The sequence below is a fragment of the Marinomonas sp. ATLA20 genome, from assembly GCF_057180105.1.
Window position 1 is genome coordinate 1 of sequence record NZ_JBXUKU010000021.1, and the last position, 21135, is coordinate 21135.

General features: G+C 42.3%; 20 protein-coding genes. 15 read left to right on the forward strand and 5 right to left on the reverse strand.

The window, feature by feature from the left end; all coding sequences use genetic code 11:
• Window positions 1-378: 378 nt before the first annotated feature.
• The 9 genes from AC2A4J_RS19865 (at window position 379) to pseG (ending at window position 10691) form a co-directional block, all read left to right on the forward strand.
• On the forward strand, window positions 379-1263 hold the full coding sequence (locus AC2A4J_RS19865) for a flagellin N-terminal helical domain-containing protein (protein WP_484177231.1): 885 nt from the start codon (window positions 379-381) through the stop codon (window positions 1261-1263).
• Between the two features lie 1453 nt (window positions 1264-2716).
• Window positions 2717-3601 carry a flagellin N-terminal helical domain-containing protein gene (locus AC2A4J_RS19870; protein ID WP_484177232.1) on the forward strand — a complete coding sequence of 295 codons (885 nt, stop codon included), beginning with the start codon at window positions 2717-2719 and terminating at the stop codon, window positions 3599-3601.
• Window positions 3602-3665: 64 nt separating this feature from the next.
• A complete protein-coding gene (locus tag AC2A4J_RS19875) occupies window positions 3666-4088 on the forward strand; it encodes a flagellar protein FlaG (RefSeq protein ID WP_484177233.1) in 423 nt (140 codons plus the stop codon).
• Window positions 4089-4121: 33 nt separating this feature from the next.
• Window positions 4122-5765, forward strand: a complete 1644-nt coding sequence (gene fliD / locus AC2A4J_RS19880) for a flagellar filament capping protein FliD (protein WP_484177234.1) — start codon at window positions 4122-4124, stop codon at window positions 5763-5765.
• Window positions 5766-5806: 41 nt separating this feature from the next.
• The gene (gene fliS, locus AC2A4J_RS19885; protein WP_484177235.1) at window positions 5807-6241 is read left to right on the forward strand and encodes a flagellar export chaperone FliS; all 435 of its coding nucleotides are present in this window, start codon (window positions 5807-5809) and stop codon (window positions 6239-6241) included.
• Entirely contained in the window at window positions 6241-6534 is a 294-nt protein-coding gene (locus AC2A4J_RS19890) for a hypothetical protein (protein WP_484177236.1), read from the forward strand. Before fliS ends, AC2A4J_RS19890 begins: the two co-directional genes overlap by 1 nt.
• On the forward strand, window positions 6524-8632 hold the full coding sequence (locus tag AC2A4J_RS19895) for a motility associated factor glycosyltransferase family protein (protein ID WP_484177237.1): 2109 nt from the start codon (window positions 6524-6526) through the stop codon (window positions 8630-8632). The genes AC2A4J_RS19890 and AC2A4J_RS19895 overlap by 11 nt, the downstream gene beginning before the upstream one ends.
• A 2-nt stretch (window positions 8633-8634) precedes the next feature.
• A complete protein-coding gene (gene pseI, locus AC2A4J_RS19900) occupies window positions 8635-9666 on the forward strand; it encodes a pseudaminic acid synthase (protein ID WP_484177238.1) in 1032 nt (343 codons plus the stop codon).
• Window positions 9663-10691: a UDP-2,4-diacetamido-2,4,6-trideoxy-beta-L-altropyranose hydrolase gene (gene pseG / locus AC2A4J_RS19905; RefSeq protein WP_484177239.1), complete on the forward strand. Its 1029-nt coding sequence runs from the start codon at window positions 9663-9665 to the stop codon at window positions 10689-10691. Before pseI ends, pseG begins: the two co-directional genes overlap by 4 nt.
• On the opposite strand, the gene pseF is transcribed toward pseG, so the two are convergent.
• The 4 genes from pseF to AC2A4J_RS19925 form a co-directional block, all read right to left on the reverse strand.
• Window positions 10666-11397, reverse strand: a complete 732-nt coding sequence (gene pseF, locus AC2A4J_RS19910; RefSeq protein ID WP_484177240.1) for a pseudaminic acid cytidylyltransferase — start codon at window positions 11395-11397, stop codon at window positions 10666-10668. The genes pseG and pseF overlap by 26 nt on opposite strands.
• A 3-nt stretch (window positions 11398-11400) precedes the next feature.
• Window positions 11401-12588, reverse strand: a complete 1188-nt coding sequence (gene pseC, locus AC2A4J_RS19915) for a UDP-4-amino-4,6-dideoxy-N-acetyl-beta-L-altrosamine transaminase (protein ID WP_484177241.1) — start codon at window positions 12586-12588, stop codon at window positions 11401-11403.
• Complete coding sequence (gene pseB, locus AC2A4J_RS19920) at window positions 12575-13570, reverse strand: UDP-N-acetylglucosamine 4,6-dehydratase (inverting) (RefSeq protein ID WP_484177242.1); 996 nt, start codon at window positions 13568-13570, stop codon at window positions 12575-12577. The genes pseC and pseB overlap by 14 nt, the downstream gene beginning before the upstream one ends.
• A gap of 143 nt (window positions 13571-13713) precedes the next feature.
• The gene (locus tag AC2A4J_RS19925) at window positions 13714-14277 is read right to left on the reverse strand and encodes a DNA-3-methyladenine glycosylase I (protein WP_484177243.1); all 564 of its coding nucleotides are present in this window, start codon (window positions 14275-14277) and stop codon (window positions 13714-13716) included.
• 95 nt (window positions 14278-14372) lie between these two features.
• On the opposite strand from AC2A4J_RS19925, the gene AC2A4J_RS19930 reads away from it, so the two are divergent.
• The 6 genes from AC2A4J_RS19930 to AC2A4J_RS19955 all read left to right on the forward strand — a co-directional run bounded on the left by AC2A4J_RS19930 (window position 14373) and on the right by AC2A4J_RS19955 (window position 19807).
• Complete coding sequence (locus AC2A4J_RS19930; protein WP_484177244.1) at window positions 14373-14993, forward strand: NUDIX domain-containing protein; 621 nt, start codon at window positions 14373-14375, stop codon at window positions 14991-14993.
• 4 nt (window positions 14994-14997) lie between these two features.
• Complete coding sequence (locus AC2A4J_RS19935) at window positions 14998-15978, forward strand: acetyltransferase (RefSeq protein ID WP_484177245.1); 981 nt, start codon at window positions 14998-15000, stop codon at window positions 15976-15978.
• On the forward strand, window positions 15975-16457 hold the full coding sequence (locus AC2A4J_RS19940) for a DUF1249 domain-containing protein (RefSeq protein WP_484177246.1): 483 nt from the start codon (window positions 15975-15977) through the stop codon (window positions 16455-16457). The genes AC2A4J_RS19935 and AC2A4J_RS19940 overlap by 4 nt, the downstream gene beginning before the upstream one ends.
• Window positions 16458-16507: 50 nt before the next feature.
• Window positions 16508-17089, forward strand: coding sequence for a YqiA/YcfP family alpha/beta fold hydrolase (locus tag AC2A4J_RS19945; RefSeq protein WP_484177247.1), 582 nt, complete (start codon window positions 16508-16510; stop codon window positions 17087-17089).
• A 132-nt stretch (window positions 17090-17221) separates the two neighbouring features.
• Window positions 17222-19120 carry a DNA topoisomerase IV subunit B gene (gene parE, locus AC2A4J_RS19950; protein WP_484177248.1) on the forward strand — a complete coding sequence of 633 codons (1899 nt, stop codon included), beginning with the start codon at window positions 17222-17224 and terminating at the stop codon, window positions 19118-19120.
• Window positions 19121-19192: 72 nt separating this feature from the next.
• Entirely contained in the window at window positions 19193-19807 is a 615-nt protein-coding gene (locus AC2A4J_RS19955; RefSeq protein WP_255826126.1) for a UPF0149 family protein, read from the forward strand.
• 122 nt (window positions 19808-19929) lie between these two features.
• Here the strand turns inward: AC2A4J_RS19955 and AC2A4J_RS19960 are convergent, their stop codons facing one another.
• A complete protein-coding gene (locus AC2A4J_RS19960; protein WP_484177249.1) occupies window positions 19930-21126 on the reverse strand; it encodes an amino acid aminotransferase in 1197 nt (398 codons plus the stop codon).
• Window positions 21127-21135 lie beyond the last annotated feature (9 nt).

The window sequence follows — 21135 nt, forward strand, 5'->3', positions numbered from 1 at the left end:
CGTTCACCGTTCACCGTTCACCGTTCACCGTTCACCGTTCACCGTTCACCGTTCACCGTTCACCGTTCACCGTTCACCGTTCACCGTTCACCGTTCACTGTTCACTGTTCATATAAAAGATCTATTTTAGATATCTATTTTTTTTGATGATCTTTTCTGGCTTTTTTTTCTTTTATTTTTAAAGTTATTTACCTTAAGTTCGATAACTGTGAGTGCTGCTTTTTTTGGGGTTAATAAAATGTAAAAAATTCAAAAAAAGTATAAAAAAAATTAAAGATTAGAGCGAATGCGTCGATAACTTCAATAAGAGACAAAAACCAAATAACCAATTAAATCAAAAGGTTGTCTCAATTTTAAAATGTTTTTAGGAGAGAAAAAATGGCTTTATATGTAAATACTAACGTGTCCTCTTTAAATGCTCAGCGATCGCTTACGAGCTCAAGTCGAGATCTTGATACGGCTTACCAACGCTTGTCATCTGGTCTTCGTATTAATAGTGCAGCAGATGACGCAGCAGGTCTTCAAATATCAGATCGTTTGACTTCACAGATTAATGGTTTAAATCAATCGGTGCGAAACGCAAATGATGGTATTTCTTTAGCTCAAACTGCTGAGGGAGCTATGGATGAAACGACAAGCATGCTTCAACGTATGCGTACTTTGTCTATCCAAGCTGCAAACGGCTCAAACTCAGACAAAGATCGTGTTGCTCTTCAACAAGAGATGGCGCAATTGTCGAAAGAGATTAACCGTATTGCTGACACAACCACATTTGGTGGTGCGAATTTATTAGATGGTACTTTCCAAGGTGTTTTTCAGGTTGGTGCCGATGCAAACCAAACTATCAGCTTTACTTTGCAGTCTGGTGGAGCCAATAACTCTATTGATTACTTGGGTAATAATGGTTTTACCATGTCAGGCCTATCAAGTGAGGCTCAAGCTCAAGTTGATGTAACAACTGCGTCTGTTTCTAGTATGGTAAATGCCCAGTCTATGATTGGTATTCTGGATTCGATGATCTCTGCTGTGGACTCTAAGCGAGCAGAGCTTGGTGCCGTACAAAACCGTTTTAGCTCAACGATTACTAACTTGAGCAACATCTCTGAGAACGTATCATCAGCACGTGCTCGAGTGCGAGATGCAGATTTTGCTCAAGAAACGGCTAACCTCACTAGCAAGCAAATTTTGCAACAGGCGAGTAGTACTATTCTTGCACAGGCAAATCAGCGTCCTCAAACAGCATTGTCTTTATTGGGGGGGTAATTAATGCACAGTAGCATTATGTGAAGCCACATAAAGGCTGCTTTTGTGAACGGTTCGAGTTTATCTCGGAAATAGGCTACTTCTCTCTCCTAGAGGTGCCTTTTATGCCGGGTGATTTTTTCACCTGGCTTTTTTTTGCCCAAATAGTGACGTTTTGATGGAATTTTGATTTTTTGGGCTGTTTTGGGAGGGATTGATATGGTTTTAAGGTTTATGTCGCAGACGATTATTTGGCAAACCGACCAGCATAATACTATGTCGTCTTTTTGGGATCGACTTTGAGATGAGCTTTTTTGATCAAGTCTTTTCAAAAGTTTAGATCGTTTTAGTAAGTACTTGAGTGATGTATTTTTGCTTTAAGTGCGTCCCTAAGTGTTACGAGAAGCTATAGATAACTTTTAGTAGTCAGGTTCACAGCAAACAATGCATGTGTGAAATAGAGGATGCTCTAGAGAATTGAAGTGTTCGCTATGCCTTATTTCGTTATATGGAAGGTCGTTTTTATTGGCTGAATAGTTATTTTTATGAGGCACACAACTGTATCTTTTTTCGCAGCCTTTATTGGCAAATTAAATGTATTGATTCTGAAGGGGGGTCTTGGTGAAAAATTGTTTATTTACACTTTTGCATGGCTTGCTGTAGTGAGTATTACTCGGCACTCCGTTGCCGCTAAAGTCTGATTTTTGGCTGCATTTTTGTGGATAAGGGATGTATGAGACTTTATTTTTTGCATCCTTGATAGGCAAATTGAAATTGTTCATTTTGAGTGTGGAGTGTGGAGTGTGGAGTGTTGAGTTTGGTAACTGATTACTTGTTTGCCTAGGTTATAGCCCTGAGTACTGCATAATCATTCGTTGCCATAATTTTTCCAATGTTTGATGCCTATTATGCAAGTGATGAGTAGTCAAAATATTGTACGTTGAATTATTGTGCAGCATTTTTGCGTCTTTTTAGGTGGAAATGTGCTCGATGAAATATCTATTAATGTATTGAGCGTTTTTACGTACTTGAGTATCACAGAGCTAAAGTTGTGGGTTTTAGTCGAAATGTAGGTGGAGAGTTTTTTTGGAGGGGGTGGTGCGTATAGGGTGTTTTTGTCTTGCGCTTTTGCCGTTTGTGGTTGTTTTTTGCCGCTTGTTTTCAATGGAGAAGAATGCACTGAGAGGTGATTGTTAGATTTTTTGCGTTTTATGGCTCTTTATAGGGGATTGGGTGTGATTTTTAGGTGCTTTAGGTTAAAAAAGCACATATTTTTAAATAAAGTGTAGATGAATTTATTTTTTTAAATCTCATATAAAACAATTGGTTAGGAATTTATTTGCCGTTTTATGGGATGATTTTTTCCTATAGTGGGAAAAAGATTTCCCAAATTGACTAAAGGTTTTCAGTTTCTTGTCGAAAACCTTATACGATCTGCTTTTTTGCAGGATTTTATTAAACCTTGGAGGCTATTATGGCTCTTTATGTAAACACGAATACTTCATCTTTAAGTGCACAGCGCCAACTAATGGGCTCAGCTAAATCTTTAGACACATCTTTTGAGCGTTTGTCTTCTGGTTTACGTATCAACAGTGCTTCTGATGATGCGGCAGGTCTACTCATCTCTAACCGTTTAACCTCTCAGGTAAATGGTTTGAATCAGTCAGTGCGTAACGCGAATGACGGCATTTCTTTAGCTCAAACGGCAGAGGGTGCATTGGATGAAACTACGAATATGTTACAACGTATGCGTACGTTATCTATTCAAGCGTCAAACGGTTCGAACTCAGATAAAGACCGTGCAGCTATTCAGCAAGAAGTAAGTCAGCTTTCTACTGAAATTAACCGTATTGCTTCTGATACAACATTCGGTGGTGAGAACTTATTGGATGGTACTTATACTGGTGTTTTCCAAGTGGGTGCTGACTCAAACCAAACTATCAGCTTTAACATGACTGATGGTGGTGTTAACAATACTATCGATTATGCGGGTAACGGTGGTTTCACTATGTCTGGTCTGTCTAGTAGTTCTACTACAGCTCAGGTTGATGTGACTACGGCTTCTGTATCGACTGTAGCCAATGCTCAGAGTATGGTTGATACATTAGATACTATGATTGCAGCAGTTGACTCAAAACGTTCTGAGTTGGGTGCGGTTCAAAACCGTTTTGGTTCTACAATTAGTAACTTGAGTAATATCACTGAGAACGTATCTGCAGCTCGTGCGCGTGTACGTGATGCTGACTTTGCAGAAGAAACAGCTAACCTAACAAGTCAGCAAATACTTCAGCAAGCAAGTTCATCTATCTTGGCTCAAGCTAATCAACGTCCACAAACAGCCTTGTCTTTATTGGGTTAAGCGTTAGTGGTAGCGGAAAGCTGGGGCTTTGCCCCGGCTTTTGTCTATTTGGGGGAACTCTGATATGTCTATTAATGCCAGTGATTTTTCTAAGCAGGGTCTTAATTACTCTTTGAAGCCAGAGCAGCGTGCAGTAGAAGATTTTGCTTCATTGCGTCAAGCCAACGCTAAAGTTGTACAAAATACAGCCGACATAAGCAGAGCAGACAAAGATAATCGAAATGCGCAAAATGTTAATTCGTCCGCAAAGGTGGAGCCCCATGATGTTGAAATTATGAACCAAAAAATGTCTCAATTAAATGTGCATTTAACCTTTGAAATGACTGAAGACCGAGCGCAAAATATCGTAAAAGTGTTAGATCAGACAACGGGGGATGTGGTACGCCAAATCCCTACGGAAGAGTTTCTTAAAATGTCTGATAGAATAGATGCTATTATGAGCCAACTAAGTGATATCAAGGGAACCTTGGTAAACAGTGAGGTTTGATAATAGATTATGTAGGTGTCAGGAGATAAAGTTATGTCGGTAGGCTCATTAGGCGCAGGATCTGGTTTAGATCTAGAGTCGCTTGTTAAACAAATGGTGAGTGCTCAAAAAGACGCTAAAGTTAAACTTTATCAAGATAAAATTGATGGTTATGAAGCTGAATTATCTGCACTAGGTAAAGTTGGCTCTGCTATCGATAATTTTAAATCTTCTGTCAAGGCTCTAAACGATGATGAGCTTTTTACTGGGCGTGATGCAAAAATCGCCCAAACAGAAGGTGAGGAAGTTATTGCTATCACTACAGATAGTACGGCTTCTAATGGTTCTTATGCTATTGACGTTAATCAGTTGGCTAAGGGCAGTCGTGTTATGTCTGCACCAGGAACTTTTTCGTCTTCTGATGATGTGGTTACTAAAAAGGACGCGCAACTTACCTTCAAAGCTGGCAGTAATGAATTCTCAATTTCTGTTGCTGGTGGCACTACCTTGTCCGAACTACGCAATCAAATTAATACGTCAGAAGATAATTTTGGTGTATCTGCTAATTTGGTTGACGATGGTAACGGCAATTTATTCTTTACAGCAACCTCTTCCATTGAAGGTGCTGGAAACACTCTTAAAATCATTAATTCCTCTGCCGTCACAGATGCTGATGGAAACCCTGTTGTTGACACTCCAGTAGAAGAACCTGAAGAGGTTGTTGAGGATGATCCTGTTGTCGACGAGCCAGTTGAAGAAACACCAATCGATGAAGCTGATGAGCTTGACATAGCGGGTGATGAGTATGATTTCGCAAATGATGGCCCAATTCCAGCTGATGATGAAGAAACCAATGACGCTGTCGTTCCTCCTAAGGAAGTAGAATCTGACCCATCGCTAGATGAAGAGTCTGATATTAATGCTGCCGCGATAGCGCAAAACTCATCAAGTGCTTTAAATAGCTTATCTACTGAAGGTGTATTTGCTGGTTTATATACTCCTTTAGGCGATGAAGCTCGTGATGCGGTTATTACTGTTGATGGCATTCAGATTCGTAATGATACCAATACCTTTGATAATGCGGTTGCTGGTTTGTCGATTGAGGCCTTAGCCCCGACTGATAAAACGACCAAAGTGGATATCAGCTTTGATCAAAAAACGGTTCAAGAAACGATCAAAGAATTTATTGCCTCCTACAATGATGTTATTGGGGTGCTACAAGCTAGCTCCGACAGAGGGGCTGTTTTAAATGGCAATAGCGTTATTCGGAATTTGCAATCCTCTTTATCTACTCAATTAATGAGTAGTCATGGCGATTCTGGAATCTTTACTTCTATTTTCGATTTGGGTGTGAAAATGGATAACAAAGGTAAGCTTAGCTTTGATAATACTAAGTTTGATAATGCTATGAAACGAAGCTATAGCGATATTGCGCCATTGATCTCTGGTGATAATGGCTTGGCTCAGTCTTTGGAAAATCTGCTTGATAACTATACTGGTTCAAATGGAATGACAAATTCATTAAAGGATTCGGTTAGACGGTCGATAGATAGTACAGAAGGAACGTTAGAAGCTTATGAGGACCGCATGGTCAAATATGAAGATTCTCTCCGTTCCAAGTTTACAAGTTTAGATTCTCGCCTTGCGAATATGAATGCCCAAGGTGGCTATTTGAATTCTGTATTATCGAAAATGTAAACTGTTTTAAATTGTAATATACGTATTAAATGGGGTTGTCTATGTACAAGAGTAAAGGGATCCAAGCCTACAGAAAGGACTCAATTAAGTCCGATTTAGCCTCGGCTGACCCTCATCGCGTCATTCAGCTCTTGATGCAAGGTGCACTTGAGAAGTTGGCGTTAGGTAAAGGTTGCATCGAACGTTCAGATTGGGAAGGAAAAGCGGCAGCGCTAACTCGTGCTAGTGAAATAATCAATGCGTTAAGAGATGCATTAGACCGTGATGTTAATCCAGAACTTGTTGATAACCTAGAGTCACTTTACGAATACATGATAGTTCGTATTACTGAAGCAAGCATTACTAAAGATACCAGCATCCTTGATCAGGTGATGGGTCTTATTTTGCAAATTAAAGGCGCTTGGGATCAAATCTCAACAGCTGATAAACAAGTTGCCTATGAAGATCAAATGGAAGCTCGAGTGGGTGCAGTTTAATGCTTGATATGTCTCACCTAACCAAGTTAAGTGCCGCATTAGAGCAAAGTGTCATTGAAAAAGATGTAGAAGCAATACAGCAGCTGTGTGAAGACAACAATAGTTTTATCCTATCAATTGGACCTCAGTCTAGCCCAGAAGATAATGAGCGAATTAAGCGTTTTATATTAGTACATCAATCCGCTATTAAATTTATTCGTGATGTTCATACGGAAATGCAAAAACAGCTTTATCAAACTAATAAAACTCGTAAGAGTGTGAATAAATATAAAGGCGTGAAAAATGCAAAATGAGGAATACGTATCCTCTCTTGATCAAGCTGAAGCATTTGCTTTGCTGTTTGAAAGAGGTGTAGCACGCCTCAAAGAGCATGATCAAGAGTTGACTGATCGATACATTAGAAACATGACTGTATTTTCTCAGGTCATGCCTCATATATTTGAATCTTTTCAAAATTACCAACCCCAAAAACGCCATATTTATATGGAAGAAAGTGGCGAACTTAACCTATATCGTGAAGATGTTGGTGTCCCACTTTTTTCCACGAAACCAAAAGTGCAAGCGGCTAAAAAAATTACGCGGGCATTAGTAGCACCAAATAAAACATTATTGAATCTAGAGCGTACGGAAAATCATCCAAGTCGCCATGTTCATTACAGCAATAAAATGCTTGATCAAGTCGCATTGCAATCAGAAGGTATGAAACCACAAGAGGGATGGCCGGAATTTACTGGCTCCGCCATACTGTTTGGTATTGAGTTTGGATATCAACTTGAAATGCTTCTTGCCGAGCGTGATATTAAGCACCTTTATCTATATGAATGTGACTTGGACTTTTTCTATTACTCATTATTTGCTATTGAGTGGCAGAGTATTTTAGAAGCCTATAATCGAGACGGTCGTACCATCCATTTCTTTTTAGGTGTCAGCCCTGAAGAATTTACCGAAAAGTATCTACGTCAATTAGAAGAAAATGGCTATTTTATGGCGCCGGAGACTTTCTTGCATGTTGGCTATGGTAGCCCGGAAAATGATTTAGCGATTGAACATTTTAAAAAGCAATACGCTCGCCAAGTGATGGGCTGGGGATTCTTTGACGACGCTCTAATTGGTGTTGCTCAGGGTTTAAAATCCTTGCCTAAAACTAAAGTTGCGCACTTTCAAGGCCGTGACGCTTTGCCAAAATGGGTAAGCAATATTCCTGTTTTTATTTTAGGGAATGGCCCTTCTCTTGATCAAGGTATTGAATTAGTCAAAGAAGTACGAGATCAGGTTTTACTGATTTGCTGCGGTTCAACCATTAACACCCTAAAAAAATTAGGTGTGACACCTGATATTCATGTCGATATTGAACGCCTTAAGCAAACAGTTGATAAGTTTCAATTTTTAGATCAAGACTACTTGGACAAAATCTGGGCTTTGTCTGTGAACGTAATGCACCCCGGTTTGTTTGATTGTTTTAAACGATCAGGTATGGCGATGAAGCCTGGTGAAGCCATAACGTCTTTAATGTTAAATCAAGCAAGATTGCATGGGGAAACGAAAGAATACGTACAGCTTAATTACTGTAACCCTGTGGTTGCTAACTTAGCCTTATCCTACGTTCATTTCTTCGGTTTTAATAACGTCTATTACCTTGGTGTAGATAACGGCTTTAAAGATAAAGGTAGCCATCACTCGGTTCATAGTGGTTATTACAAAGACGGCAAAGAGTCTGGATTTCAAACATTTCAAGAAGCTAAATTAGTACAGCGCGAAGGCAACTTCGGCGGCACTATTTACGCCACAGGCATCATGGATACCTCACGTGTTCAGCTGGAATCTCTGACTCGACAATTGAAAAAACGTCGAAACTTTGCCAGTTTTAACTTATCTGATGGGGCTAAAATCGAAGGTGTGACACCTTTGCGTATTGAAGATGCTTTAATCATGGACCCTAAAATTGATCATGCTAAAGTTATCGATATTTTAGAAAGTGTGTTTTTTACCGAGCCGCCAGAGTCGCTACTGGATCAATCTGCTGATGAACTTATTTCTGTGGATGACTTCCGTAAAATTAGTCGCTCGCTGCAGCAGGGTTGGGATGAATCGATAACCACACGCGAGCAAGTGTGTGACTTATTTTGGTCTCATCATCGTCAAATTTATTTCCTGAAGGGCAGTATTCATCGCCATATTTTTGATCTTTTAATCGGTTCCTTTACTTATTCTGCCTTTTTGATCGTACAGTTTTTGTTTAAATATCAGGACGAAGCTGAAACAGTAGCTCGTGCCCGTCATTTATTCACGCCTTGGTGCGAATTCCTTGAAGAAATGCCAAGTATGCTCCAGCAAGCGTCTGACTACGTAGACAAGGGGAACGACCACCTAATTACTTATTACAATGGTTAATTATGTTCGAAGCTATGTTTGAAAAAACGCCTTTTATTATTGCTGAGTTATCGGGCAACCATGACCAAGATTTTGAACTTGCTAAAGCCATGATCCACGCTGCGGCCGACGCGGGTGTGGATGCTATTAAGCTACAAACCTATACACCAGACACCATGACGCTAGATGTTCGTCATGGTGAGTTTATGGTGTCTGAAAGTGACAGTTTATGGCGTGGTTCAAACCTTTATGATCTTTATGCCAAGGCGTCGACGCCTTGGGAATGGCATAAGCCTTTGTTTGAGCTGGCTGAGTCTTTAGGCTTGGTTGCATTTAGTTCGCCTTTTGACCTCAGTGCGGTGGCATTTTTAGAATCCATCGATGTGCCATTGTACAAAATCGCCTCTTTTGAGATGACAGACATCCCGCTAATTCAAGCCGTTGCACGAACAGGTAAGCCCATTATCATGTCCACAGGCATGGCAAGCGAAGAAGAGATCGCGGAAGCGGTAGCAACCATTCGGGCCATTGGTGATAACCCGTTAACCTTGCTTAAGTGCACCAGTACATATCCTTCTAAAATAGAAGACTCTAACTTGGTTACCATGGCAGATTTAGCGGAAAAAACTGGTTGCCCTGTTGGCTTGTCTGATCATACTCAGGGCTTAGGCGCGGCGGTTGCCGCTACGGCACTGGGTGCCACTGTGATTGAAAAACACTTTGTGTTGGATCGTAGTGCCGGCGGTGTGGATGCTGAGTTCTCTATGGAGCCTGCGGAAATGAAAGCGCTGGTGGTTGCTTGCCGTGCGGCAAAGGCTGCGCTTGGTACGGTGACTTATGGTGGTTCAGATGCCGAGCAAGCCGCGAAAAAATACCGCCGTTCTATTTATGTGGCTATAGATTTGCCCTCTGGCACCATATTGACCGAAGAACACCTGAAAATCATTCGCCCGTCGTTCGGTCTAGCGCCTAAACATTGGCCCGACGTATTAGGCAAAACATTAGTGGCGGATGCGCAAAAAGGTCAGCCGCTTACTTGGGAAATGATGGCGTGAAACTTTTGGTGCGAGCCGATGCCTCTGTCGACATCGGCATGGGGCATAGGGTTCGCTGCCAAGCCTTGGTCCACGCTTTTACTCAATTAGGTTGGCAATGTCAGTTTGTTGTGGATCGTCGCTATCAAGCCTTTGCTTCCCCTGATGATTGTTTTATCGGTGGACAGTCTGAACAAGACTCTATTGAAAAAAAAGTTACTAAAAAAGAGGGCAAAACAGAGTTTTTATCGTTGGCGCAACAAGCTGACTTGGTCATCTTAGATCATTACGACTACAGTGCCGATGATATTGCTCAGCTTTATCAGTATCAAACAAACCTTCTTGTATTGGATGACATGAATGACAGGGGCGAGTTTCCCGCCAAATGGCTGCTCAATCCGCTTCAGCAAGACTATTCCAAGCACATTGAGTTTCCATTAGTAGGAAGTCGTTATGCGTTGTTAAGGCCGGCTTTTCAACAGCTGGACGAAAGCCAAAGCTCGCCAGAACAACTGCTTATTACCCTTGGTGGAACCGACCCGCTTGCTTTAACCTTGCCTATACTCAATGCCTTATTGGTGTCCAATTTTCCTACAAAGTACATTCAGGTGTTATTGGGTGCGAATGCCAAGAATGCAGATCAAGTGATCCACTTTTGTCGAGTTAATAATATCGCTTTTGAGCAAGGTTTGGCGGATGTTACGCCGTTAATGAAGCAAGCCAAGATGGCGATCTCTGCCGCTGGTGGTACTTTATTTGAACTTGCCTGCATAGGCGTGCCGACCGTTTTTGCTCAAGTCGCAGACAATCAAACTCGTTCTCTTCAGCAGCATGTTCCACTGAATTGGTGTCGTTCGGTTCGGTTTGATAACGTTGTGGAAGACGTTCGACAGCAACGTGTGAAGCTATTGGTTGAAGAGGTGAACCGTTGCTGGTTGGATATTGAATGGCGGCAAGAAGCTAGCAAAACGGCTAGGAGTTTGGTTGATGGAGAGGGTGCCAATCGTGTGGCAAAAACCATTAACTCATATTTTTCAGCGCCATGATTTGCGTTAAACGCAACCAATCCTCCTCGGTGTCCAAATCTTGAATTCTGTGTCTTGGTAGCAATAAAGGCTTAGATTTAGCGCCAAAAATGTCTTCATCAAACCAGTCTTGTGTACTTGCCCAATAAAACTGCCCAGCATCGTGAATCGCTTCAGTTAGATCTTGTGAGCGCTTGCCAATATGTTCAGGAAACATAGGTGCTAATTCGCCATTTTCTTGAATATGAAGCGCCCGCTGAATAGGGAAAGCAAACGTCGTGGCGGAAAAACAAAAGGCTGTGGATTCGTCAAGCTGCGCTAAACCTTGCTGTAAATCATCAGGTGTTAGCAGCGGACAAGTGGCGTAAATCAAACAGGCCTGATCTGGTGTTTTGCCTTCATTGATTAAACAGCGTAATGCGTGCTGCATAACGGGTGTGGTGCCAGTCATGTGATCGGCTAAGTCAGTAGGACGAAAAAACGGTGTTTCGGCACCAAATTGTCGAGCAACTTCTGCAATTTCCAAGTCATCTGTAGAAACAATCACTCGATCAAATAGGCCGGAAGCAATCGCGGTTTCGATGGAGTAACCGATCAAGGGTTTACCATCCAGCAAACGAATATTTTTCCTTGGAATGCGTTGAGAACCGCCGCGTGCTGGAATCACAGCGACTCGATATGGTGTTTGATCGTCTATATTGTTCTGCAAAAGAGAGGCATCTTTCATTGGTTAGGCACTCATCACACGATTTGCAATTAAAGCGTGTTTCAGAATTAGCGCCACTCGCTCTTGTTGGGCATGGGTTAAGTCGGCAAAAAGCGGCAAGCTCAGAGTGCGAGTGTAGTAATCTTCCGCAATAGGGAAATCGCCTTGTTTGAAACCTAACTCTTGATAATAAGGTTGGGTGTGCACGGGAATATAATGCACCTGAGTGCCAATGCCCGCTTGGCGTAAAATATCAAATACGCCTTTTCTAGCTGCCTTGTTGTGCTCAGGTAAGAGAATCGGAAACAAATGCAGTGCTGAATAGTTATCATCTGCTTGATAAGGCAAGGTAACAGGCAGGTTTTTTAGCAAGGCCTCATAGTTAGAAAATTGCTGATGACGACGTTCAATAAAGTCATCCAAGCGTGATAATTGAGATAAGCCAAGCGCGGCCTGTAATTCCGTCATGCGGTAATTGAAGCCCAGCGTGTGCTGTTCATAATACCAATCACCTGACATTTGCGTTAACTCGTCTGGCGATTTGGTTGTGCCTTGCGAGGCATGAGTACGCATGTGCTTAGCGAGTTTATTGTCGTTCGTGACGGCCATGCCGCCTTCCGCGGACGTGATGATTTTCACTGGGTGAAAGCTGAAAATACAAACATCACTGAATGCGCCGTTTCCCACATAATTGTCTTGGTATTTTGCCCCAATCGCATGGGAAGCATCTTCTATAATACGAAAACCATATTCTTTGGATAACGCATGAATGGCGTGCATATCGCAGGATTGACCGGCGAAATGTACTGGAATTACGACTTTTGGTAATTTGCCTTGTTCTTTCGCAGTGACTAATTTTTCAGCCAGCTTATCTGCGCACATGTTATAGGTGTGAGGGTCGATATCGACAAAATCCACGCTTGCACCGCAATAGCGTGCGCAATTAGCGGAAGCGATAAAAGTATTAGGCGATGTCCAAACCGTGTCACCCATTCCAACACCCAATGCCAAGCAGGCAAGGTGCAAAGCGGATGTGGCACTGTTTGCGGCCACACCATAACGAGCGCTTACCTTTGTGCAAATAGCTTGTTCAAATTCGCTGACACAAGGGCCTTGAGTCAAAAAGTCAGAGCGTAGCGACTTAACGACGGCCGCAATGTCGTCTTCGCTAATGGATTGGCGACCGTAGGGAATAAAATCAGTGTGCGTCATCGAAGGTCAAAATCTCTTCAATACTTAAAAAATGTGGGTTGCTACCAGATTGATATTCATAACCGGGTTCAACCAGCTCGCCTGTTTCGCCTAAGCGATTGTGCGCAAAATCCATATCGTCTTGATAAAATTTGATGCTTGGCGAAATCACATAATGATCTTTAAATTCATAGGTGTGGAAAGAGTCATCTCCAGGACACATGACTTCATGGAGCTTCTCGCCTGGGCGAATGCCAACGTCTTTAGTTGGGATATTTGGTGCATAAGCGGCCGCCAAATCCATGATGCGTACAGAAGGAATTTTAGGCACGAATATTTCGCCACCATGCATACGACGGAAATTTTTCAATACAAAATCCACCCCCATTGGTAGAGTGATCCAAAAACGCGTCATGTCTGGATGAGTAATTGGAATCGATTCAGCGCCATCGGCAACCAGCTTTTGGAAGAAGGGTACAACTGAACCACGTGAGCCAACAACGTTGCCATAACGAACCACAGAGAAGCGTGTACGACCTTGGCCGACCATGTTGTTAGCGGCAACAAATAATTTGTCAGATGCGAGTTTCGTCGCGCCATAAAGGTTGATTGGCGCAGCGGCTTTGTCAGTTGATAACGCAATGACTTTTTCAACGTCGTTTGCAATGGCCGCAGCAATCACATTTTCGGCGCCATGGATGTTGGTTTTAATACATTCCATTGGGTTGTATTCAGCGGCGGGTACTTGCTTTAGAGCGGCAGCATGAATGACAAAGTCCACATCCCGCATGGCTTGAGTTAAACGGTCTTTGTCACGCACATCGCCGATAAAATAGCGCATGCAACCAGCATCAAAGTCTTGTTGCATCTCGTATTGTTTCAACTCATCACGTGAATAAATAACCAGTCGTTTAGGTTGGTAGTTGGCCAAGAGTGTTTTCACATACTGACGACCAAAAGAACCCGTGCCACCAGTAATAAGAATGCTTTTGTTGTTAAACATGTTTTTTACCAAACTAAATAATGGAATTTAAAAGCCCAATGAGCATGGCCATTGTACAAAGAATCTTTTTACTATATCGACTACTTTAGGCTAAACATTAATGAAATCAAGGAACTGCTTCTGTTTATGAGTGCTTAAGCAATTTATTTGTTCTTTCGTGAGACGCAATCCTTAATATGATCATTCACCATGCCTGTTGCTTGCATAAAGGCATAACAAGTCGTGGCACCTAGGAATTTAAAGCCTCTTTTCTTCAAGTCTTTGGCGAAACGAGTGGATAGTTCGGTCACAGCGGGCGCGTCTGTATGATGGCCGATTGGGTTATCAATGATTTTGTTATCGCTAAACGCCCAGTAATATTTGCTAAACGAGCCAAACTCGTCAGCAATGTTTAAAAAGGCTTTGGCGTTGTTAATGGTCGCTTCGATCTTTGCGCGGTGGCGGACAATACGTTCATCCAGTAGTAATCGCTCTACGTCGGCTTCGGTCATGTTAGCGACTTTTACAGGGTCAAAGTTGTGAAAAAGCGCTCGATAACCTTCTCGCTTGCGTAAAATAGTAATCCAGCTTAGACCTGCTTGAGCGCTTTCTAGTACAATGCATTCAAACAACGACTGGTCGTCATAAATAGGGATTCCCCATTCTGTATCATGGTAATGAATGTATTCGGGAGATCCTAAACACCAAGCGCAACGTATATTTTCCATTTACGACACTCCAAATTTGTAATCGCGACTGACGAATTGTGAATAAATCATATCAGAACTTATTCCAAACAGTGGTCTGCTAAGGACGAAATAGTATGAAGTTTACACCGACGTACAGCAAAAAAGATGTAGAGGTATTGGCTGACGAATGTCTTTATAAAGGCTTCTTCGAAATGCGTAAACTGACTTTGAAGCATAGAAAGTTTAACGGTGAATGGAGCCAACCCATGACCCGAGAAATGATGGTGCGAAACGATGCAGTGTGCGTACTATTATTCGATCCTGTGGCGGATAAAGTGTTATTGATTGAACAATTTCGTCCTACAGTATTGAGAAGTGAATCGCCATGGTTGCTAGAGTTGGTGGCTGGCATGGTGGAAGAAGGCGAAAGCGATGAAGATGTCGCACGCCGTGAGTCCTTTGAAGAGGCCGGTGTAACAGTTAAGCGTCTTGAGTATATGTTTAAGTTTGTGCCATCTCCAGGCGGATTGGTGGAGTACTTGCGCATGTATGCAGGTGAATTCGACTCAAGCCTTGTTGATACCACAAAAGTTCATGGTTTAGACGAGGAAAACGAAGACATTAAATTGCATCTTGTTTCGTCTGACGACGCTATCGGTTTGCTTAAAAATGACATTGAAAACGCCAGTACTATAATGGGGCTGCAGTGGTTTGCATTAAATAAAAACGATCTAGTAAAACGTTGGTGTGCTTAAATCAATGAAGTCAGATAGAGCCGTTTTTACAAATAAAACCCCGTTGTTGCAGCCAATTATTGGCCTCGTTTCTTTTGTCTTTATGTGCGGTAACGTACTTTTTTGGACCTTGCTAGCTCATCTCGTAGCGCCTTTATTATTGTTAAAGAATACGCGCTACGAAAACATGGCTGAACGCTATTTTAATCGTTTGTATGAAGGTTGGGTTGCTTCTTGTGAGTGGTGGTTTCATAACGTCTTAGAAGTAAGGTGGGAAATTGATGAAACCATGAAAACAGATTTTGATAATTGGCATTTGATTATTGCGAATCATAGATCTTGGGTGGATGTGTTTGCTCTTTATGCGCAGTTGAAAGGCCGCCGTCCTTTACCAAGAGTATTCATGAAGCAAGCTCTCATTTGGATGCCTTTTGTAGGAACAGCAACTTACATAATGGGGTTTCCTTTTATGAAGCGCTATACTAAAAAGCAAATTCAAAAGAACCCCAAATTAGCCGGAAAAGATTTAGCCACAACAAAACGTTCTTGTAAGCGCTTACTTAAGCGTCCCAACTCAATTATGAGCTTTGTGGAAGGTACGCGTTTTACCGAGGAAAAACACCAACAACAGGCATCACCTTATCGTTGTTTGCTTAAACCAAAGGCTGGTGGTATTAGTTTTATATTGCAAACTATGCCAGAGGCCATAAAGAGTATTACAGATATCAATATTCTGTATGAGCAAAAGACAGTAACGGGTTGGGATCTGCTCTGCGGGCGCACCGGAAGAGTTAAGGTAATGGTTCGAGAAGTTGCCGTACCAGATACCATGCAAATACAAGAATATCAGGCTGCAGGCAAAGATAGAGAACACTTTTTTACTTGGTTTAATCTATACTGGCACGATAAAGATATACGCATGAATTATCAGCTAGACGCCTTAAGACAGGTTGCGGTGGATGACTCAGTGCAAAATTTTTCAAAAGGAAACACGTCGCAAGAATGACAGATACTATGAAGACAGAGAAAACATCAAAACAATACGTGCCAGACTTGGTTAGTTTACAGATGCTCGGCGAGTTAAATTATCGTCGCTTGGGTAAGCTTATGCGTGGTCAAGAGGAGATGGATTCTTGGAATTTTTCCGTTCATAGTGCGGGGGACCAAGAGAGTCGGTTACGCCTTACATTGGGCAAAGAAAGCCGCTTCACCTCTGAAATTGCGTTAGAGTTTGGCCCTGAAATGACTGCAAAACTTCTGTTTAAGACAACATTATCTATGACTGTCCGCTTGTACCATGATGTTGGCATTGCAGAGATTACCGATGGTCATCGACAATACAGAGGCACATACCCTTATCCGAATGATGCCATGTTGCATAGAGACGAGAAATTTCGCTTAAACCAGCAATTGGCCGATTTGTTAGAGTTGTGCTTGAAACATGGTCATCGATTGAACAACACCTTGTCTTTTCAGTTTGCCTAGCCCTGACATTAACCTTAATAACGTAATCTAAGTAAAGAGACGAAAGCCTTTTGACTGCTCTATTGTATATTCATGGTTTTAATAGCTCAGAACGCTCTCATAAGGCGACTGTGTTGGGTCAGGCTGTCAAAAAAATAGGCTTGCCAGATGCTGCTATTTCGCCACGCCTGTCTTGGCAGCCAGCAAAAGCCATTGAACAACTAGAGACCATAATTGAGGCTAACCAGCAGCAAGGTATTACGCTTATTGGCAGCTCTTTGGGGGGCTTTTATGCCGCGTATTTGGCTGAAAAATATCGTTTGAAAGCCATTCTTGTGAACCCTGCAGTGCAAGCTCCCGTCTTGCTACAGGACTTTCTTGGTCCGCAATTTAACCCTTATACCAATGAAGAATACGAATTAACCCAAGCTCACATGATTGAGCTTGAGAAATTAGTGGTGACTAAGCCAACTGCCGACTTATACTGGCTGATGATTCAAGAAGGTGATGAAGTGCTGGACTACAAAGAAGCACTCAAAGCTTTTCCTAAAACAGCACGACTTACTCACGAAGAAAAAGGCGATCACAGTTTTACTGAATTTGAACGGTTTTCTGTAGAAATTCTTCGCTTTGCCGAAATATTAACCGAGTAAACTACTGCTTTTGTTAGACTATTTCACACTAAGTAAAACCAGTGATAGACTCTAGCCAATCTAATTTACACTCGCACGTAATACAATATTCGAACCCTGTATTGCACGATCAACTTGGAAGTAAAAACACGCATGTCTGCAAAAGAATATAACGCCGGATCGATAGAAGTTCTTAGTGGCTTAGAACCAGTACAAAAACGCCCAGGAATGTATACGGATACCACACGGCCAAACCATCTAGCGCAAGAAGTTATTGATAACTCAGTGGATGAGGCCTTGGCTAATCATGCGGATCGTATTGAAGTTATTCTATACAAAGACGGTTCTCTGAGTGTCGAGGACAATGGCCGAGGCATGCCCGTGGATATTCACCCAGAAGAGGGAATATCGGGCGTTGAATTGATTCTGACCAAGCTCCATGCAGGCGGTAAATTTTCCGGCGATAATTACCAGTTCTCAGGTGGTTTGCATGGCGTTGGTGTGTCTGTTGTTAACGCCTTATCTACATCGCTAGAAGTCTGGGTGCGTCGTAACGGTGTACATCATCACATTGGCTTCGAGAATGGTTTTAAAACATCAGAGCTAAAAGAAATCGGCACCGTCGGTAAGAAAAATACCGGTACGAAAGTGAAATTTACCGCGGACACTAAATATTTCGACAGTCCTAAGTTTTCTATTTCGCGACTCAAACATTTATTGAAAGCCAAAGCCGTGCTTTGTTCTGGTCTTCATGTTGTCTTTATTGATCAAAGTGGTAGTGAAGAAGGCCGAGAAGAATGGTTTTTCCAAGATGGTTTAAAAGACTACCTAGCGCAGGCCAATGACGGTTTTGTATTGCTACCAGAGGAACCTTTCATTGGTGGCATGACAGAAAAAACACAAGGGGTTGATTGGGCGGTTCAATGGTTGCCTGAAGGTGGCGAGTTAGTGACAGAAAGTTATGTCAACTTGATCCCAACAGCGCAAGGCGGCACTCACGTCAATGGGTTGCGAACTGGCTTATTAGAAGCCATTCGCGAGTTCTGTGATTTCCACAATATCTTACCTCGTGGCGTTAAGTTAACCGCAGAAGATGTGTGGGATCGTTGTAGCTATGTCTTGTCAGCGAAAATCCAAGAACCTCAATTTTCGGGTCAAACCAAAGAACGTCTTTCTTCTCGTCAAATCGTGGCCTTTATTGCAGCGACAGTAAAAGATGCATTCAGCCTTTGGTTGAACAAACACGTTGAAGACGGTAAAAAGATTGCCGACATCGTTATTAACAGCGCGCAAAAACGTCTAAAAGACAGCAAGAAGGTCGTACGTAAGCGTATTACTCAAGGTCCTGCATTACCGGGTAAATTGGCCGACTGTTCTGGACAAGACTCGTCTCGAAGCGAACTTTTTCTCGTGGAAGGGGATTCGGCGGGCGGCTCTGCCAAACAGGCTCGTGAGAAAGATTTCCAAGCCATTTTGCCGCTGCGAGGTAAAATCCTAAACACTTGGGAAGTAGACTCTAATCAAGTGCTTGGCTCTCAGGAAATTCATGATATTTCCGTGGCGCTTGGTGTCGATCCAGGTGACGAGAATTTAAGCGGTTTACGTTACGGAAAAGTCTGTATCTTGGCCGATGCCGACTCCGATGGTTTGCACATCGCAACGTTAATTTGTGCTTTGTTTGTTCGCCACTTTCCAGCCCTAGTAAACAGCGGCCATGTTTTCGTAGCCATGCCGCCTTTGTACCGAATTGATATTGGTAAAGAAGTTTACTACGCCCTAGATGACGAAGAAAAAGACATCACCCTGCATAAGATTGCTGCTGAAAATAAACGTGGTACGCCAAACGTACAGCGGTTCAAAGGCTTGGGTGAGATGAATCCGTCGCAACTACGTGAAACCACCATGGCACCAGATACACGTCGTTTAATCCAATTAACCATGGAAGATAAATTGGATACTGATGAGCTTCTAGACAAACTGCTGTCGAAAAAACGCGCAGGGGATCGTAAAAGCTGGCTGGAAACCTACGGCAACTTGGCGATTATTGACTAATAAATCAATAGTTTATCGTCTTTGTTAAGGTAAGCTAAAATAAATATAGCTCAACAAAATGGAAACGAATGAATGTCTGAAGAAAAAGACGATGATGTCATCAGCGAAGAAGTCCTTTACGAAAAGATAGATCACTATTTATTGACGTTCGGGACTGATCGTTCGCTAATGTGTGTATCAGAGTTAGATGGCTTTTTAACGGCGCTAGGCTGTTCTGTGCAAGAATTAGAACCAGATGTTTGGTTGAATGCCATTTGGGGCGCAGATGAAGATCAGCCTGTGTGGGACTCAACGGAGCAGGAAGACGAGTTCTTAAGCCTTGTATTGATTATGTACATGGAGACAATGAACAGCTTACTGTTTGGAGACTTTTATCCGGTTTATCTTGAACAAGAAGTTGATGGCGAGTACAGCATATTGGTTGAAGAATGGTGTGTTGGCTTCGTTCGTGGTGCCAAACTGATTGGTTTGGGGATTGGTGGCGATCGCGAATTTTTCGACGAAGTCCTAGCTCCTGTGCGTTTGTTTGGTACGGAAGCGGGTTGGAAAAAGCTAGAAGGCATGGTGCAAGAAGAAGTCTCTTTCTGGCGAGACAATCTAGAACCGTCGATCTTGCGCTTAGTGCAGCATTATCATCCAGAAATACAAACCGGCATTAAAAATAAAGAAACTCGCGTACTGCATTAAGTTTTTCGTTACTTATACAAATTGCTTTATAAAATCTTTAAAAGCGCCTAAGCAAAAAAAACCGTGATTTTGTTCAGATCACGGTTTTTTTAGTTCTGCTTTAAAATAAGCGGTTTTTTAAATTAACCAACGACTTTTGCAATGCTTTCGCACAAATAATCGATGTTGCTATCGCTTACACCGGCAATACTCATACGGCCAGTATCAGCGATGTAAATCGCGTATTCGCTGCGTAATGTATGAACTTGCTCTAACGTTAAGCCAGAGTAAGAGAACATGCCGCGCTGATCTTTAATGAAACTAAAGTCTTTGCTTACGCCAGATGCAGCCAATTTAGCAACGAGCTTTTCACGCAAACCGTTAATACGATCACGCATCGCGGCCACTTCTAGTTCCCATTCTGCTTTTAGTTCTGGGTTGTTCATAATGGTATAAACTACCGCGGCACCATGTGCTGGTGGCATAGAGTAGTTGGCACGAATCGCTTGGCCAATAATAGAAAATGCGGCCGTTGCTTCATCTGCAGATGCAGCAATAACACTCAAACCACCACAACGTTCACGGTAAATACCGAAGTTTTTCGAGAAAGAATTCGCGATCAACATATCTTGAACATTAGCGGCCATATAGCGCAAGCCAGCCAAGTCTTCATCTAAACCGTCACCAAAACCTTGGTATGCCGCATCAACCAATGGCAACAAGCCACGTTTGTTAACAAAATCGGTTAGTACTTTCCAGTGATCGAATTGTAAATCGATACCTGTTGGGTTGTGGCAGCAAGCATGAAGCAACAATACATCGCCTTCTTTCACTTCAGCTTCTAGCTTCGCCATCATGTCGTCAAAACGTAGGCCGTTTGTTGCTGGATCGTAGTAAGGGTAGTCTTTTACTTCTACGCCTGCTGAATCAAAAATAGACTTATGGTTACCCCAAGTCGGGTCACTTACCCAAAGGCGAGCATCTTTTAAGTTTGCGCTGATAAAATCCGCCGCGACTTTTAATGCGCCTGTACCGCCAGGTGTTTGCGTAGAACGAATACGGCCAGAAGCGATCAGCTCATTGCCTTCGCCCAAGACCAAGTCTTTAATAATGGCTTCAAACTCAGTCGCGCCGTAAATCCCTAAATAACTTTTAGAGTCTTCTTGTTCAAGCAAAATAGCTTCGGCTTTTTTAACCGTGTTTAAAATCGGTGTGTTGCCATTATCGTCTTTATAGACACCAACACCCAAATCGATTTTTTTTGGGTTTGTATCTTGCTTATGTGCAATGATAAGGGCTAAAAGAGGGTCGCCAGAAACAGCTTTAAGATGCTTGAACATGATATTTAC

Excerpts from the sequence above, each read along its gene's own strand:
- AC2A4J_RS19960 (WP_484177249.1), bottom strand. The coding sequence starts at position 21,126 with ATGTTCAAGCATCTTAAAGCTGTTTCTGGCGACCCTCTTTTAGCCCTT.
- AC2A4J_RS19890 (WP_484177236.1), top strand. The coding sequence starts at position 6,241 with ATGCTTGATATGTCTCACCTAACCAAGTTAAGTGCCGCATTAGAGCAA.
- fliS (WP_484177235.1), top strand. The coding sequence starts at position 5,807 with ATGTACAAGAGTAAAGGGATCCAAGCCTACAGAAAGGACTCAATTAAG.
- AC2A4J_RS19875 (WP_484177233.1), top strand. The coding sequence starts at position 3,666 with ATGTCTATTAATGCCAGTGATTTTTCTAAGCAGGGTCTTAATTACTCT.
- AC2A4J_RS19940 (WP_484177246.1), top strand. The coding sequence starts at position 15,975 with ATGACAGATACTATGAAGACAGAGAAAACATCAAAACAATACGTGCCA.
- pseF (WP_484177240.1), bottom strand. The coding sequence starts at position 11,397 with ATGAAAGATGCCTCTCTTTTGCAGAACAATATAGACGATCAAACACCA.
- fliD (WP_484177234.1), top strand. The coding sequence starts at position 4,122 with ATGTCGGTAGGCTCATTAGGCGCAGGATCTGGTTTAGATCTAGAGTCG.
- AC2A4J_RS19925 (WP_484177243.1), bottom strand. The coding sequence starts at position 14,277 with ATGGAAAATATACGTTGCGCTTGGTGTTTAGGATCTCCCGAATACATT.
- AC2A4J_RS19955 (WP_255826126.1), top strand. The coding sequence starts at position 19,193 with ATGTCTGAAGAAAAAGACGATGATGTCATCAGCGAAGAAGTCCTTTAC.
- AC2A4J_RS19930 (WP_484177244.1), top strand. The coding sequence starts at position 14,373 with ATGAAGTTTACACCGACGTACAGCAAAAAAGATGTAGAGGTATTGGCT.
- AC2A4J_RS19865 (WP_484177231.1), top strand. The coding sequence starts at position 379 with ATGGCTTTATATGTAAATACTAACGTGTCCTCTTTAAATGCTCAGCGA.
- AC2A4J_RS19935 (WP_484177245.1), top strand. The coding sequence starts at position 14,998 with ATGAAGTCAGATAGAGCCGTTTTTACAAATAAAACCCCGTTGTTGCAG.
- pseC (WP_484177241.1), bottom strand. The coding sequence starts at position 12,588 with ATGACGCACACTGATTTTATTCCCTACGGTCGCCAATCCATTAGCGAA.
- AC2A4J_RS19895 (WP_484177237.1), top strand. The coding sequence starts at position 6,524 with ATGCAAAATGAGGAATACGTATCCTCTCTTGATCAAGCTGAAGCATTT.
- pseI (WP_484177238.1), top strand. The coding sequence starts at position 8,635 with ATGTTCGAAGCTATGTTTGAAAAAACGCCTTTTATTATTGCTGAGTTA.
- parE (WP_484177248.1), top strand. The coding sequence starts at position 17,222 with ATGTCTGCAAAAGAATATAACGCCGGATCGATAGAAGTTCTTAGTGGC.
- AC2A4J_RS19870 (WP_484177232.1), top strand. The coding sequence starts at position 2,717 with ATGGCTCTTTATGTAAACACGAATACTTCATCTTTAAGTGCACAGCGC.
- pseB (WP_484177242.1), bottom strand. The coding sequence starts at position 13,570 with ATGTTTAACAACAAAAGCATTCTTATTACTGGTGGCACGGGTTCTTTT.